This window comes from Streptomyces sp. NPDC053474 (assembly GCF_044544845.1).
GTDB lineage: Bacteria > Actinomycetota > Actinomycetes > Streptomycetales > Streptomycetaceae > Streptomyces.
In genome coordinates, this window is the sequence record NZ_JBITXV010000003.1 from 420,262 (window position 1) to 434,570 (window position 14,309).

Annotated in this window: 11 protein-coding genes; 5 read left to right on the forward strand and 6 right to left on the reverse strand. The window is 73.1% G+C overall.

Features of this window, described 5'->3' with window-relative positions; genetic code table 11:
- Window positions 1–76 precede the first annotated feature (76 nt).
- Window positions 77–865: a sugar phosphate isomerase/epimerase family protein gene (locus tag ACIG3E_RS08605; protein WP_399612945.1), complete on the forward strand. Its 789-nt coding sequence runs from the start codon at window positions 77–79 to the stop codon at window positions 863–865.
- Here the strand turns inward: ACIG3E_RS08605 and ACIG3E_RS08610 are convergent.
- Together ACIG3E_RS08610 and ACIG3E_RS08615 are read right to left on the reverse strand one after the other, a co-directional pair.
- A complete protein-coding gene (locus ACIG3E_RS08610) occupies window positions 862–1,590 on the reverse strand; it encodes a MerR family transcriptional regulator (protein WP_399612948.1) in 729 nt (242 codons plus the stop codon). The genes ACIG3E_RS08605 and ACIG3E_RS08610 overlap by 4 nt on opposite strands.
- Window positions 1,587–2,507, reverse strand: a complete 921-nt coding sequence (locus ACIG3E_RS08615) for an EamA family transporter (protein ID WP_399612950.1) — start codon at window positions 2,505–2,507, stop codon at window positions 1,587–1,589. Before ACIG3E_RS08615 ends, ACIG3E_RS08610 begins: the two co-directional genes overlap by 4 nt.
- 343 nt (window positions 2,508–2,850) lie before the next feature.
- On the opposite strand from ACIG3E_RS08615, the gene ACIG3E_RS08620 reads away from it, so the two are divergent.
- From ACIG3E_RS08620 to ACIG3E_RS08630, 3 genes are all read left to right on the forward strand, one after another.
- Complete coding sequence (locus ACIG3E_RS08620) at window positions 2,851–3,768, forward strand: LysR family transcriptional regulator (protein WP_399612952.1); 918 nt, start codon at window positions 2,851–2,853, stop codon at window positions 3,766–3,768.
- Window positions 3,769–4,036: 268 nt separating this feature from the next.
- A complete protein-coding gene (locus ACIG3E_RS08625; RefSeq protein WP_399612954.1) occupies window positions 4,037–5,785 on the forward strand; it encodes a glycoside hydrolase family 3 protein in 1,749 nt (582 codons plus the stop codon).
- 131 nt (window positions 5,786–5,916) lie between these two features.
- Window positions 5,917–6,537 carry a hypothetical protein gene (locus ACIG3E_RS08630; protein WP_399612956.1) on the forward strand — a complete coding sequence of 207 codons (621 nt, stop codon included), beginning with the start codon at window positions 5,917–5,919 and terminating at the stop codon, window positions 6,535–6,537.
- A gap of 180 nt (window positions 6,538–6,717) precedes the next feature.
- Here the strand turns inward: ACIG3E_RS08630 and ACIG3E_RS08635 are convergent, their stop codons facing one another.
- Complete coding sequence (locus tag ACIG3E_RS08635; protein WP_399612959.1) at window positions 6,718–8,127, reverse strand: S28 family serine protease; 1,410 nt, start codon at window positions 8,125–8,127, stop codon at window positions 6,718–6,720.
- A gap of 182 nt (window positions 8,128–8,309) precedes the next feature.
- Window positions 8,310–8,702 carry a hypothetical protein gene (locus ACIG3E_RS08640; RefSeq protein ID WP_399612962.1) on the reverse strand — a complete coding sequence of 131 codons (393 nt, stop codon included), beginning with the start codon at window positions 8,700–8,702 and terminating at the stop codon, window positions 8,310–8,312.
- Between the two features lie 169 nt (window positions 8,703–8,871).
- On the opposite strand from ACIG3E_RS08640, the gene ACIG3E_RS08645 reads away from it, so the two are divergent.
- Window positions 8,872–9,402 (forward strand): hypothetical protein, encoded by a 531-nt coding sequence (locus ACIG3E_RS08645; RefSeq protein ID WP_399612965.1) that lies wholly within the window; start codon window positions 8,872–8,874, stop codon window positions 9,400–9,402.
- 3 nt (window positions 9,403–9,405) lie between these two features.
- On the opposite strand, the gene ACIG3E_RS08650 is transcribed toward ACIG3E_RS08645, so the two are convergent.
- Window positions 9,406–13,161, reverse strand: a complete 3,756-nt coding sequence (locus ACIG3E_RS08650; RefSeq protein ID WP_399612968.1) for an ABC transporter ATP-binding protein — start codon at window positions 13,159–13,161, stop codon at window positions 9,406–9,408.
- A gap of 188 nt (window positions 13,162–13,349) precedes the next feature.
- Window positions 13,350–14,276, reverse strand: coding sequence for a serine hydrolase (locus ACIG3E_RS08655; protein WP_399612971.1), 927 nt, complete (start codon window positions 14,274–14,276; stop codon window positions 13,350–13,352).
- Window positions 14,277–14,309 lie beyond the last annotated feature (33 nt).

The window sequence follows — 14,309 nt, forward strand, 5'->3', positions numbered from 1 at the left end:
AGTGGTGTGGACGGGCTGGACTGGCGGCTTCCGCTCGGGGCGAATGACGCGGGGCCTTCTGGATAGGGTCCCGGCCATGAAACTCGCCTTCTCCACGCTCGGCGTGCCCGGACTGCCCGTCGCGGACGTGCTCCGCCTCGCCACCACGCACGGCTACCACGGCGTCGAGCTGCGCGCACATCCCGAGGAACCCGTCCATCCGGGGCTCGGTGCCGCCGAACGGGCCGATGTGGCCGCCGCCTTCAAGGACGCCGGGGTTTCCGTGCTGGGGGTCGCCGGGTACGCGCGGCTCGCCTCGGACGAAACCGACGAGGCCGTCCTCGACGAGGTGCGGGGCCTTGTCGGGCTCGCCCGGGACCTGGGGGCCCCGTTCGTCCGCGTCTTTCCCGGGGGCCGGGAGGGCGCCGACGCCGTCGCCGCCCGGCGGCTCGGGGTCGCCGCCGAGTTCGCCGCCGACGCCGGAGTGCGGGTGCTGATGGAGACCCACGACTCGCACCGCACCGGCGCCGACGCCGCCCGCGTCCTCGGCGCCGTCGGGCATCTGCACGCCGGTGCCCTGTGGGACCTCATGCACACCTGGCTGGGCGGCGAGGACGTCACCGAGACCCTCGCCGCGCTCGGGCCCTATCTCGGCTACGTCCAGGTGAAGGACATCGCCAGCGCCGATGACACCACCCCCCTCGCCCTGGGGGCCGGAGTGCTCCCGGTCGCCGAGTGCGTCCAGCTCCTCGGTCGGCGGGGCTGGGACGGCTGGCTGTGCTGGGAGTACGAGAAGCGGTGGTATGAGGATGCCGCTCCGTTTGATGAATTGTTGGGTGGGGGGCGGGAGTTGCTTGCTCGGTTGGCAACACCCCGTAGTGCTTAGTGCTTCGTCTCCGCTTCCGTTACGTATGCGTGCAAGCGGCTCGTTCCCTCCAAGGTCGCCCTGGACTTGTGGGTGAGGTCCCGCGTCCTGCGGTCCAGGGCCGCGCGCAGGGCCTCGCTGCCGCCCGTCTCCCGCAGGTCCTCAAGGACCGGGCGGATCTGGGCCAGGGGGTGGCCCGCCTGGCGGAGCAGGCTGATCATGCGGGCGTCGCGGAGGTCCGCCGCGCCGTAGCGGCGGTAGTGGGTGCCGCGCTCCCGGGCGGGTGCGAGCAGGCCCGCCGCCTCCCACACCCGCAGCGCCGAGGGCCGTACCCCCACCCGGGCCGCCGCCTCCGACACGGTGAGCGGGACGCGGGGGCGGAGCCCGGGCTCGTCCGCCGAGGCCTCGCCCGCGACCGCTTGGAGCGCCTCGGCCGTCGCCCGCAACGCCTCGCGCCGGGCGTGCAGTTCCGCGTGCGCGGCGTCCACCAGGGCCAGCGCCTCGGGGACGTCGCCCGCGTGCACCGCGCGCATGATCTCCCGTGCCGTCTCCGGGCCGAAGCCCCTCGCCAGCGCGCGGTACGTCAGGAGCGCCCGGGCGTGCACCGGGTGGAAGCGGCGGTAGCCGGACGGGGTCCGCTCGACCGGCGGCAGGACGCCTGCGTCGGCGTAGTCGCGGACCAGCTGGGTGGACACGCCCGCGAGCCGGGCCAGGTCGACGGGGCGCAGGGCTCGCTCGCCGGTCACACCGGTGTCGCGGTTTCCTTCGTGGCTGCGGGAGACATGGGCGCAGCGTACGCCGGAGGCTTCGGCGTACGGGCGAAGGAGGTCAGCGCCACCCCGCCGACCAGGAGGGCCGCCGCGCACCACTGGAGTCCGCTCACCGACTCGTCGAGGAACAGCGCCGACGACGACATGCCGAACACCGGGACCAGGAGCGTGAAGGGCGCCACCGTCGACGCGGGGTGGCGGCGCAGCAGCCACCCCCAGGCGCCGAAGCCGAAGACCGTCGCGACCCAGGCCACCCAGACGACGACCCCCGCTCCCTGCCAGTCGAGCGAGCGCAGCGCGTCCAGGTCGCGGGACGGGCCCTCGAACAGCAGCGAGAGGGCGAGCAGGGGCAGGATCGGGACCGTGCTCACCCACACCATGAAGTTCAGGGCGTCGGGAGGTGCCGCCTTGCGGGTGAGGACGTTGGACACGCCCCAGCAGGCGGCGGCCGCGATCGTCAGGCCGAAGGCGGTCAGCGGGCCCGAGGCGCCCTCGTCGACCGCCGCCACGCCGATGCCCGCTAGCGCCACGGCCATGCCCGCCACGCGTATGCGTGAGGGCACCTCGCCGAGCACCGCGAAGGCGATGAGCGCCGTGAACACCGACTGGACCTGGAGGACCAGCGAGGACAGGCCCGCGGGCATGCCCGCGTCCATGCCGATGAACAGCAGGCCGAACTTCGCCACGCCCAGGGCCAGGCCCACGCCGATCAGCCACTTCCACGCGACCTTGGGTCGGCCTACGAGGAACACGGCGGGCAGCGCCGCGACCAGGAAGCGCAGGGCCGAGAACAGCAGCGGCGGGAAGTGGTCGAGGCCGATCTCGATCACGACGAAGTTGACGCCCCAGATGGCGGTGACGAGCACGGCCAGGGCGATGTGGGAGGGACGCATGCGTTGAGGATCACTCGCCGGGAGCGTGTAGCACCAGCACGGATTTCTTCATGATTGGATTTAGCTGCGCTTAGTGATTGGCTGCTGGTGCCGGTGGCTCTATCCGTGCCGGGTGTCGATATCGGTGCCCGTGCCGGTAGCCGATATCGGTGCCCGTGCCGGTCTGCCTGTGCCGGTATCGGTGCCGGAGCCGGGCCGGTGAAGGGCGCCGGTGGCTCTACCTGTTCCGGTGCGCCGCCGCTTCAGTGGTCCCGTCGTGGTGACGGGTCCCGTACGCCAGTGGCGGTGAGGGCCTCCGATCACCCTGCGCCCCCGCCCGCCCCCGTGACCCCAAGGAGTCCCCTTGCTCGATCTGGCCCGGCTCAAGGCGCTGCACGCCGTGTCCGTGCACGGGACCGTGGGCGCGGCCGCCGCCGCCCTCGGTTATACGCCCTCCGCCGTCTCCCAGCAGATCGCCAAGCTGGAGCGGGAGACCCGCACCACCCTGCTCGAACGCCGGGGGCGCGGCGTCGCGCTCACCGAGGAGGCGCTGCATCTCGCCGCTACCACGCGGGAGTTGCTGGCCATCATGGAGCGTGCCGAGACGGAGCTGGAGGAGCGGCGCGGCGTGCCCGCGGGGCGGCTGACCGTTATGGCGTTCGCCTCCGCGGCGCGCGGGCTGCTGCCCGGTGTCCTCGCCGAGCTCGCGCGGCGCCATCCGGCCCTGGACGCCCGGCTCTCCGAGGTCGAGCCGCATCTGTCGGTCGACCTCGTCGCCAAGGGCGTGGTGGACCTCGCGGTCGTGCACGACTGGGACATCACTCCGCTGGCCACGCCGCCCGGCGTCGACCAGGCGGTGATCGGCGACGACCTGTGCGACCTGCTCGTACCGGAGGGGCATCCGCTCGCCGGGCGGGACGCCGTGCGGCGCACCGATCTGAAGGGCGAGCGCTGGGTCTCTCAGCCGCCGGGGCAGATCTGTCACGACTGGCTGGTGCGGACGATGCGGGCCGCCGGGTGCGAGATGGACATCGTCCACCAGGCCGAGGAGAACCCCACGCTGATCGCGCTCGTCGCCGCCGGGCTCGGCATCGCGCTGCTCCCCCGCCTCGGGCGCGGTCCGCTGCCGCCCGGTGTGGTCGCGGTGCGCCTCGACCCGCTGCCGATGCGCCGCCTGTACGCGGTGTGGCGGACCGGCGCCGCCCGGCGGCCCGCGATCGCCGAGACCGTACGGGTGCTCCAGGAGGCGTGGCCCGAACCGGGCCCGGCGCGGGCCCGTTGAGCGGCTCCTGCGTCCCACCGTCACCGCGCGCACCGACTTCGCCCCGCGGGGAACCCGGAGGGCGGCCCGCTCGTCCAACGGACACGCTGCCGGAGAGTCCCGCGAGCGGTGTCGGCATCGCTGCTGGCTGCGAACGCTGACCTCCCTCTCCGCCGCCCGCGGCCGACAGCGAGCCGCCACCGGTGCGCCCCCTCCATTGCGCCGGTGGCGGCACCCTCCCGGCTTCCGGAGCCTTGACCCGCCGCACGGCACGGGATATCCGTGGCAGGTGCCTCACGACTCCCTTGACGCCGCCCCTGTCACCGTGGACGACCCGCGTGCCCTCCTGGCCCGCATGACGCTCGAAGAAAAGGTCGGCCAGCTCTTCGTCCTGCACGTGTACGGACACCACGCCACCGAGCCCGACCCCGCCGACATGGAGGTCAACGAGCGCGAGCTCGGGGTCCGCACCGCCGCCGAGGCCGTCGCCAAGTTCCGGCCCGGCGGGCTCATCTACTTCGGCTGGGCCCACAACACCCGCGACCCGCGCCAGCTCGCCACCCTCTCCAACGACGTGCAGCGCGTCGCCCTGGAGCAGTCGCCCGGCGTGCCGCTGCTGCTCACCATCGACCAGGAGCACGGCGTCGTCGCCCGCGTCGGCGCGCCCGCCACGCTCCTTCCCGGCGCGATGGCGCTCGGCGCGGGCGGCTCCCACGACGACGTGCGCGAGGCGGCCCGCATCGCCGGCGCCGAACTGCGCGCGCTCGGCGTCTTCCAGAACTACGCGCCCTCCGCCGACGTCAACGTGAACCCGGCCAACCCCGTCATCGGCGTACGCTCCTTCGGCGCGGGCCCCGACGCCGTCTCCGGCTTCGTGACCGCCCAGATCGAGGGCTACCAGAGCGCCGGGATCGCCACCGCCGCCAAGCACTTCCCCGGCCACGGCGACACCGAGACCGACAGCCACACCGCGCTTCCGCACATCCACCACAGCCGCGCGGAGTGGGAGGAGCTCGACGCCCCGCCGTTCCGCGCCGCGCTCGCCGCCGGGGTCGACGCCGTGATGACCGCGCACCTCGTCGTGCCCGCCCTCGACCCGGCGCTCGACCCGGCCACCCTCTCGTACCCGATCGTCACCGGCGTACTGCGCGAACAGCTCGGCCACCAGGGCCTGGTGGTGACCGACTCGCTGTCCATGCGGGGCGTACGCACCAAGTACGGCGACGACCGCGTGGCCGTGCTCGCCCTGAAGGCGGGCGTCGACCAGCTCCTGGACCCGCCGCAGCCGGAGCTCGCCTGGAACGCGGTCCTGCGCGCCGTGCGCGAGGGCGAGCTGAGCGAGGAGCGCATCGACGCCTCCGTGCTGCGCGTCCTCGAACTCAAGGCGAAGCTCGGCCTCTTCGCCGATCCCTACGTCTGCCTCGACGGCGTCGACGAGACCGTCGGCAGCAGCGCCCACCGCGCCGCCGCCGACCGCATCGCCGACCGCACGACCACGCTCCTGCGCAACGACGACGGCCTGCTCCCGCTGTCCCCCGACACCCATCGCGACCTGCTCGTCGTCGGCGCCGACCCGGTGTCCCCGTCCGGCACGACCGGACCGCCGACCTCCGTCCTCGCCGCCGCCCTCACCGAACTCGGGTTTGATGTCACCGTGTTGAGCACGGGGGGTGCGCCTTCCGAGGAAGCCGTCGACGGCGCCGTGGCCGCCGCGGCGGGGCGTGCCGCCGTGCTCGTTACCGCCTACGACGTCGTGGCGGGCGACGCGCAGCACGGCCTCCTCACCGCGCTGACCGCCACCGGCGTGCCCGTCGTCACCCTCGCGGTCCGCACCCCGCAGGACCTGCCCGGCGCCGCCGCCCTCGCCACCTACTCCTGGACCGACGTCGAACTGCGCGCCGCCGCCCGCGTCATCGCGGGGCGCACCCGGCCCGTGGGCCGCCTGCCGGTGCCCGTGCCGCGCCCGGACGACCCCGGGCAGGTGCTGTACCCCATCGGGCACGGCCTTTCGTACGAGCCGTACGCCGCGTCCGACTGACGGGCGTACCGGCCGTACGCAGCGCGCGTCCCGCCCCGTCGCCAACGAGCGCAAAGCCTCCCGAGCGCCTGGCGTGCCCGCGCGTGGCGGGGTCACGCTGGGTACACATGGCCAGGGGGCGGGGGGCTGCCATGTGGGCTACCAGGGCGGAAGCGGCGTGCGGGGGCGCGCTGCTCGCCGCCGCCCTGGTCCTGGCGGGATGTCAGAAGTCCGGGGGCTCCGACGCCGCCTCGGAGCGGCCCTCGCTCACCGGGGCGCCCGGCGGGCACGGGGCCGTCTTCCTGGGCGTCGATGACTGCGCGTCGCGGGGGCGCGAGCGCGTCACGGAAGTGTCCTGCGGCAGCGAGCGGGCCGCCGCGCGCGTCATCGCCCGCCACGACGGGCCCGTCGGCGACGGGCCCCTGTGTCCCGGCCGCAGCGACTACGTCCTGCACGTCAGCGAGCGTCGGCCCGCCGTCGACGAGGACGGCGACGGGGAGGTCTCGCGCGGGTACGCCTGCATGCGGAATCTGGAGCCGCCGCATCCCGGGGATCCCGGGGGTGGGGGTGGGCCCCGGACCGTCGTGGGTGACTGTGTGTACGGGGCCGGGCGGGGTGAGGTCCGTGAGACCCCCTGCGACGGCTCGGGCCGCCGGGGCCCGGAGTACCGCGTCGTGGCGGCCGTGGCCACGCGGCCCTCCTGCGCCCCCGGCACCGCCCTGTACGTCTCCTTGGGCGGAGCCCGGCCGGTGGGCTGCGCGGTCCGGGTGTGACCCTGCCGGGGGCCTCCCCGCTGCACCCATTAGCGCGCTCCGCGCGCGGGCGCCCCTTCCCGAAACTGGGGGCTCCGCCCCAGACCCCCGCTCCTCAAACGCCGGAGGGGCTGAGATGTTGCCGCAACCGGCGACAGTTCTAGCCCGTCCGGCGTTTGAGGACGAGGCGCGGAGCGCCGATTACGGCCGCAGCTGCTGCTCGCGCAGGCGTTCGCGGTCGAGCTTCGCGTCGTAAGGGGCAGGCTTCGCCGTGGGCACTCCGGCCCAGGCGAGGACGCGCTCCGTGGCCTTGGCCTTGTCGGCGGGCGTGAGCCCGGCGACGTTCGCCCCGTGGTTGCCGCCCGGCGCCGTGAAGACGTGGGAGTCGTGCTTGGCCCCGCGCGCGGGGCGGAACGGCTCCGCGCCCCACGGGTCGTTCTCCCCGTACACGAACATCATCCGGTGGGAGTGGTGGCGGACCCAGCGGTCGACGTCCTTCATGGCGTTCTTCTGGAAGGTCATCGGGATGTCGCGCGGCACGAAGTTCCGCGGCGGCTGGTAGCCGTAGCGGCTCAGGTCGGCGAGCCAGGGCTGCTTGATGTCGGGCGAGCCGAGCTGCGTACCGGCCTGGTAGTAGTACGGGGTGTAGTACTCAAGGCCCTGGTCGGCGTAGGAGGACCAGCCGCCCACGTCCTCGATCCAGTCGAACAGGACCTGGTCGGAGGCCGTCGCGGCGGTCGGCACCTTGGCGCAGGCGGTCGCCGACTGCTGGTACTGCCAGAAGCCCCAGTCCACGTCGAGGACGACGGCTTCGAAGGCCTTGTCGAGGTTGCCGATGGTCTTGAAGGTGTAGCCGTTGGCGGCCGCGTAGGCGGCGTACAGCTTCTCCAGGGGCTCCCGGCGCACCAGGGCCTCGCGCTGCACTGCCTCGATCTTCGTGCGGCACTCCTTGGTGCCGACGGTCGCGAGGAAGCGGTCGTAGGCGGAGTCTTCCTTGTTGTTCACGTCGTTGGGCGCGACGTACGCGACGACGCCGTCCATGTCGCGCGGGTAGAAGCGCTCGAAGTAGGTGGCGGTCATGCCGCCCTTGGAGGCGCCGGTGGACAGCCACTTCTTCGTGTAGATCGGCTTGAGGGCCTTGAAGATGCGGTGCTGGTCGCTGGCGGCCTGCCAGATGTCGAGCTTCTTCCAGTCGGCCGGGGCCGGGCGGGACGGCGTGAAGAAGCGGTACTCCATGGAGACCTGGTTGCCGTCGATGATGCGGGTGGGCTCGGAGCGGCCCGGGTTCACGTTCAGGCCGTAGCCCGAGGTGTGGAAGACGGTGGGCCGGGCGGTGTCCTTGTGCAGCACGGTGATGCGCTGCTGGAAGGTGCCCTTGGCGGGGTGCCGGTGGTCCACCGGCTGGCGGTAGTTCAGGACGAAGAAGCGGTAGCCGTCGTACGGCTTCTCCTCGATGAGGCTCATGCCCTTGATGGCGAGGAGCCGGTCCTTGATGTCGGTCTTGGCTGCGGGTGCCCCGGGCGTGGCGGCGGTGGCCGCCGTGGCTCCGGTGAAGCCTATGGTGCCTATGAGCACCACGAGTGACAGCACCCATCTGAGCGCCTTGCGCATGCGTCCTCCCCTGTCGGCGCGGCAATTCCCCGGAACCTAACGGAGCAACTGGCCGCACACCAGGCCGCATTGGCGACAAAGGGGCGCTTCACCGCCATCTCGGGCGGGGGGGAAATTCACTTAGGGGACAGCCGGGTCCGCCCAGCGGACGCGCGGCCCGTGCCGGGACCCATGCCGGGCACTCAGCAGAGGATCCAGCCGGAGCTGACCCCGCGGCCGCTCACCTCGCCCTTGATCCACACGCAGCGGTGGCCCGCGTGCACCTTCACCGGGCCCGCGAGGCGCAGGAAGCGGCCGTGGTCCCGCACCGGGCGGCTGCCGCGCGCCCGCACGCTGACGGACATGGGCTTGCGGTTGCGGGTGTTCTTGGCGTACGTCACGGCGCAGACGAAGCCGCGCTTCTTGTAGAGGACGACCTTGCCGGTGGCGAAGGCGAGGGTGCGGATCTTCTGGCCGGGGCAGATCGGGGCGGCATCGGCCGCGCCCGCGCCGGGGCCCACCAGCGTGAACAAGAGGGCAGCGGTGACCGCGGCGGCGCCTCCCGCCACGCGGCGCCGTATCCGACCACTCTCCACGATGACCCCTCCCGCCACCCCGGCATCAGCGTACGGACGTACGGACGCCGGACAGGCATCCGACGGTTGCGGAATGGTGCCTGCCATTTTGCAGGTTTGACGCAACTTCCCGAAGCCACCCGTGGTCGAAGGGAGCAGAACGTGAAAGGCAGGACATCCGATGACTCCGATGACTCCGATACGTCCCTTACGCCGCGGCTCCGGGCTTCGCGGCGCCCGGCCGATCCTCGCCCTCGCCCTCCTCGCCGCCGTGGCCGCCGTGCCGTCCGCGGCCTCCGCCACGCCCGAGACCGGCGCACCGGCCGCCGCGCCCACCGCCGAGCCGGGCCACGCGCCCGCCCGCAGCGGCAGCCCCGGCCCCGCCTACGACCGCGTCGCCCACTTCTACGGCGCTTACATCGACGTGGCGAACGACCCCGGCTCCAACCAGGCCGCCGCCGCCCTGCGCACCTTCTATCTGACCCCCGACCTGCGCAAGCGGCTGCTCGACTGGGAGCGGCGCCACGACGCCGACGGCGTGCTGCGCGCGCAGAACGTGCCGAGCGCGTGGCGCGTGACCGCGGGCGACAGCGGCATGGGCAAGACGACCTCGACGGTGCGTCTGACCTGGGGCACCGGTGAGCAGACCAGGTACACCTACCTCTCGGTCCAGTCCGACCTGGCGACCCGCAGGATCACCGACATCCAGTCGACGTACTGAGCCTCAGGCCTCCACCGGCTCCCCGACGAACGTGCGCCACAGGCGCGCGTACCGGCCGTCGCGGGCGAGCAGTTCGTCGTGGGTGCCGTCCTCGGCGACCCGGCCGTGGTCCATCACGATCACCCGGTCCGCGCGGGCCGCGGTGGTCAGGCGGTGGGCGACCACCAGCGTGGTGCGCTTGCCCGCGATGCGGTCGGTGGCCTGGTTGACCTGGGCCTCGGTGGCGAGGTCCAGGGCCGCGGTGGCCTCGTCCAGGAGCAGGATGTCGGGGTCGACGAGCTCCGCGCGGGCCAGGGCGATCAGCTGGCGCTGCCCGGCCGAGAGGTTGCGGCCGCGCTCGGCCACCTCGTGCAGATAGCCGCCGTCGAGCGTGGCGATCATGTCGTGCGCGCCGACCGCGCGGGCCGCCGCCTCGACCGCCGCGTCGGTGGCGTCGGGGCGGCCGTAGGCGATGGCGTCGCGCACGGTGCCCGCGAACAGATAGGCCTCCTGCGGCACGACGCCGAGCCGGTGCCGGTACGAGGTCAGGTCGAGGGACCGCAGGTCGGTGCCGTCGACGGTGACGCGGCCGCCCGTCGGGTCGTAGAACCGGGCGACGAGCTTGACCAGGGTGGACTTGCCCGCGCCGGTCTCGCCGACGAAGGCGACGGTCTGCCCTGCGGGGATGCGCAGGTCGATGCCGCTGAGCGCGGTCTCCGCCGCCTCCCCGGCCGCGGGCTCTTCGGCGGCACCCGCGTACGCGAACTCCACGCCCTCGAAGGCGATCTCGCCGCGCAGGGAGAGCACGTCGAGGGGTTCGTCCGGGGCCTTCGTCGAGGTCGGCTCGCGCAGCAGCTCCTGGATGCGGCCGAGCGACACGGTGGCCTGCTGGTAGCCGTCGAAGACCTGGGAGAGCTGCTGCACGGGGGCGAAGAACAGGTCGATGTAGAGGAGGTAGGCGACCAGGGCGCCGGTCGTCAGGGTGCCCGCGTCCACGCGGTGCGCGCCCACGATCAGGACGGCGACCACCGCGACCGAGGACAGCAGCTGCACGAACGGGAAGTACACCGAGATCAGCCACTGGCCGCGCACCCGCGCCTGGCGGTAGTCCTGGCTGCGGGCCGCGAACCGCGCGCCGCCCGTGTGCTCGCGCCGGAAGGCCTGCACGATCCGCAGCCCGGACACCGTCTCCTGGAGGTCGGCGTTGACCACGGACACGCGCTCGCGGGCCAGCTCGTACGCCTTCACGCTCGACCTGCGGAAGAAGTACGTGCCGATGACGAGCGGCGGGAGCGTCGCGAAGACGACGAGGGCGAGCTGGAGGTCGATCACGAGCAGGGCGGCCATGATGCCGAAGAAGGTGACGACGGAGACGAACGCGGTGACCAGGCCCGTCTGGAGGAACGTGGACAGGGCGTCCACGTCCGTCGTCATCCGGGTCATGATCCGCCCGGTCAGCTCCCGCTCGTAGTAGTCGAGCCCGAGGCGCTGGAGCTGCGCGAAGATCTTCAGGCGCAGCGCGTACAGGACGCGTTCGCCGGTGCGGCCCGTCATCCGGGTCTCGGCGGTCTGGGCCAGCCACTGCACGGCCACGGCGGCGAGCGCCAGGCCCGACGCCGCCCACACCGCGCCGAGCGCGGCCTGCGAGACGCCCTCGTCGATGCCGTGCCGGATGAGGACGGGCAGGAGAAGGCCCATCCCCGCGTCCACGGCGACGAGCAGCAGGCTCAGGAGCAGCGGGAGGCCGAAGCCGCGCAGCAGTCTGCGCAGGCCGTACGCCTCCTCGGGGGCGACGGCCCGTGCCTCGTCGATGTCGGGCGTGTCGGTGGCGGGCGGCAGCGCGTCGACCTGCGCGAGCAGCTCGGGCGTGGCCGGGGCCCCGGCGAGCGCGGCGTCCTTGGGCTCGCGGTCGCCCGTCCACAGGCGCGGGGTGATGCCGCGCTCGGCGTCGAACTCGGCGTCCAGCTCCTCGCGTACGGAGGTGTCCTCGACGGCCTCGGCCGCGCGGGGCGGCGCGGTGTGTCCTGGCGAGACGCCGCCGAGCTCGTCGGGGTCGGTGAGCAGGCGCCGGTACAGCGGCGAGGTGCGCTCCAGCTCGGCGTGCGTGCCGATGGCGGCGAGCCTGCCGCCGTCGAGGACGGCGATGCGGTCGGCGAGGCCCAGGGTGGAGCGCCGGTGCGCGATGAGCAGGGTGGTGCGGCCCTCCATGACCTGCCTGAGCGCCTCGTGGATCTCGTGCTCCACCCGGGCGTCCACCGCCGAGGTGGCGTCGTCGAGCACCAGCAGGCGCGGGTCGGTGAGGATGGCGCGGGCGAGCGCGACGCGCTGGCGCTGGCCGCCGGAGAGGGTGAGCCCGTGCTCGCCGACCTTGGTGTCGTAGCCGTCGGGCAGCTCGCTGATGAAACGGTCCGCCTGGGCGGCGCGGGCGGCCCGCTCGATCTCCTCGTCCGTCGCCTGGGGATGGCCGTACGCGATGTTGGCGCGCACGGTGTCGGAGAAGAGGAAGGAGTCCTCGGGCACGAGCCCGATCGCGGCGCGCAGGGACTCCTGCGTCAGCTCGCGCACGTCGTGGCCGCCGATGAGGACGGCGCCGCGCGACACGTCGTAGAAGCGGGGAAGCAGCAGCGAGACCGTGGACTTGCCACTGCCGGAGGAGCCGACCACGGCGAGGGTCTCGCCGGAGCGGATCTCGAAGCTGAGCCCGTCGAGGACGGGGCGCCCGTCGCCGTCGGAGCCGTACGAGAACGCCACGTCGTCGAACTCGACGGTCGCCGGGGCGTCGGCGGGCAGCTCCTTGGTGCCGTCCGCGATGGCGGGCCGGGTGTCGATGAGCTCCAGGACGCGCTCGGCGCCCGCGCGGGCCTGCTGGCCGACGGTCAGGACCATGGCGAGCATCCGCACCGGGCCGACGAGCTGCGCGAGGTAGGTCGAGAACGCCACGAAGGTGCCGAGCGTGATCTCCCCCTCGACCGCGAGCCAGCCGCCGAGCGCCAGCATCGCGACCTGTCCGAGGGTGGGCACGGCCTGGAGGGCGGGCGTGTAGCGGGAGTTGAGCCGGATGGTACGCAGCCGCCCCGCGAACAGCCTGCGGCCGACCTCGCGCAGCTTCCCGGTCTCCTGCTCCTCCTGCCCGAAGCCCTTCACCACGCGCACGCCGCTGACGGCCCCGTCCACGACGCCCGCGACGGCGGCGGCCTGCGCCTGCGCGTACCAGGTCGCCGGGTGCAGCCTGCTGCGGCTGCGGCGGGCGATCCACCACAGGGCGGGCGCGACGGCCAGGGCGACGAGGGTGAGCGGCAGCGAGAGCCAGGCCATGATCGCGAGGGACATCGCGAACAGCAGGACGTTCCCGATGGTCATGGGCAGCATGAACAGCAGGCCCTGGATCAGCTGGAGGTCACTGGTGGCCCGGCCGACGACCTGCCCGGTGGACAGCTCGTCCTGCCGCCGCCCGTCGAGCGCGGTGATGGTGTCGTACATCTCCGTGCGCAGGTCGTGCTGCACGTCGAGGGCAAGGCGGCCGCCGTAGTAGCGGCGGACGTACGTCATGACGTAGACGAGGACGGCGGCGCCGAGCAGGGCGCCCGCCCAGGGGGCCATGGCGCGGCTGTGGTCGCCGATCACGTCGTCGATGACGACCTTGGTGAGCAGCGGGACGACGGCCATGACGGCCATGCCCCCGAGGGACGAGCCGAGCGCGAGCACCACGTCCTTGGGGTAGCGCCAGGCGTACCCCCACAGCCGTCTCGCCCAGCCCTGCCGCTCCGGCCGCTCCGTCACCGCGTTCCTCCCACCGTCTGACCTGCCGAGAGGCCCAACACGGCGGGGGCCGGATTTCATCCCGCCGCAACAAAACGATGGGCTCTGCGCCGCCCGGGCCCATCGCCGCTCCGCGGCTCGTCCTCAAACGCCGGACGGGCTCGATTCCCCGCCCACCCGCCGTTGAGGGGCGGGCGGGCGGGGATCGGTCACGACTGCGGGACCGGGACCGACGCTTCCTTCGGGGTGTCCGTCGGCGCGTAGCGCTGCGGGGCCTGGGTGAGGGGCGTCAGGTCCTTGTGGATCGCCTTGGAGACCCGCTGGATGGTGTCGACGCCGTAGTTCATGGAGCCGTTGCCGTGCGTGAGCACGGAGATCGTGTAGTCGTGGCCGCGACCCTTGAAGGCGCCGATGCTGTGCACGCGCCAGCCGTGCGTGGCCCGGGGCAGCCAGCCGTTCTTGACGTGGGTCTTGACGCCGGTGGGGGCGCCCGCCGGGGTGCCCCAGCGCTGGTCGCGGACGACCTGGTTCATCAGCTTCAGGATGTACGCGCGGGCGTTGTCGCTGAGCACGGAGTTCGGGGCGGTGACGAGGGCGAGCAGCTTCTGCTCGTCCTGGACGTTGATCCGGGTCAGACCCCAGTAGCCGCCCGATCCGGGCACGGTCTTGGTCATCTTCGCGGCGGCGAGGAACTTCTTGACCTTGCCCGCGCCGAGCTGGCGCCACAGCGCGCTGGTGGCGTTGTTGTCCGACTTGGTGATCATGGCCTTGGCGAGGCTGGACTCGCGGTCCGTCAGATACCGGTCGTTCTTCTTCGCGTCCCACAGCAGCGTGGCGAGCACGGTCACCTTGACGACGCTGGCCGAATCGAACGCGGTGGTGCCGCGCAGGGTGCACGTCGTCTTGGTGGCCTTGTCGTGGAGGCCGACGGCGATGGTGCCCTTGCGGTTCTTCAGCGCGGCGGTGATGTCCTTGGTGAGCTTCTTCGCCAGGTCCGGCTGGGACGAGGTGCACTTGACCTGGGCGGTCGCGGCGGCGGCCGGGGTGGCGACGGCCGCCCCCGCGACCGGCACGAGGACAGCGGCGGCAACGCCTGCGCTCAGCACGCGGGCACGCCGGGATATGCGGTGAGTCATGGAGGTTCCCCCCGGTAGTTCGGTACGCGCGTG

What these genes read in the sequence shown, in the direction of transcription:
- ACIG3E_RS08635 (WP_399612959.1), bottom strand. Translation starts at nt 8,127, where the DNA reads ATGCGCAAGGCGCTCAGATGGGTGCTGTCACTCGTGGTGCTCATAGGC.
- ACIG3E_RS08630 (WP_399612956.1), top strand. Translation starts at nt 5,917, where the DNA reads ATGTGGGCTACCAGGGCGGAAGCGGCGTGCGGGGGCGCGCTGCTCGCC.
- ACIG3E_RS08605 (WP_399612945.1), top strand. Translation starts at nt 77, where the DNA reads ATGAAACTCGCCTTCTCCACGCTCGGCGTGCCCGGACTGCCCGTCGCG.
- ACIG3E_RS08655 (WP_399612971.1), bottom strand. Translation starts at nt 14,276, where the DNA reads ATGACTCACCGCATATCCCGGCGTGCCCGCGTGCTGAGCGCAGGCGTT.
- ACIG3E_RS08645 (WP_399612965.1), top strand. Translation starts at nt 8,872, where the DNA reads ATGACTCCGATACGTCCCTTACGCCGCGGCTCCGGGCTTCGCGGCGCC.
- ACIG3E_RS08615 (WP_399612950.1), bottom strand. Translation starts at nt 2,507, where the DNA reads ATGCGTCCCTCCCACATCGCCCTGGCCGTGCTCGTCACCGCCATCTGG.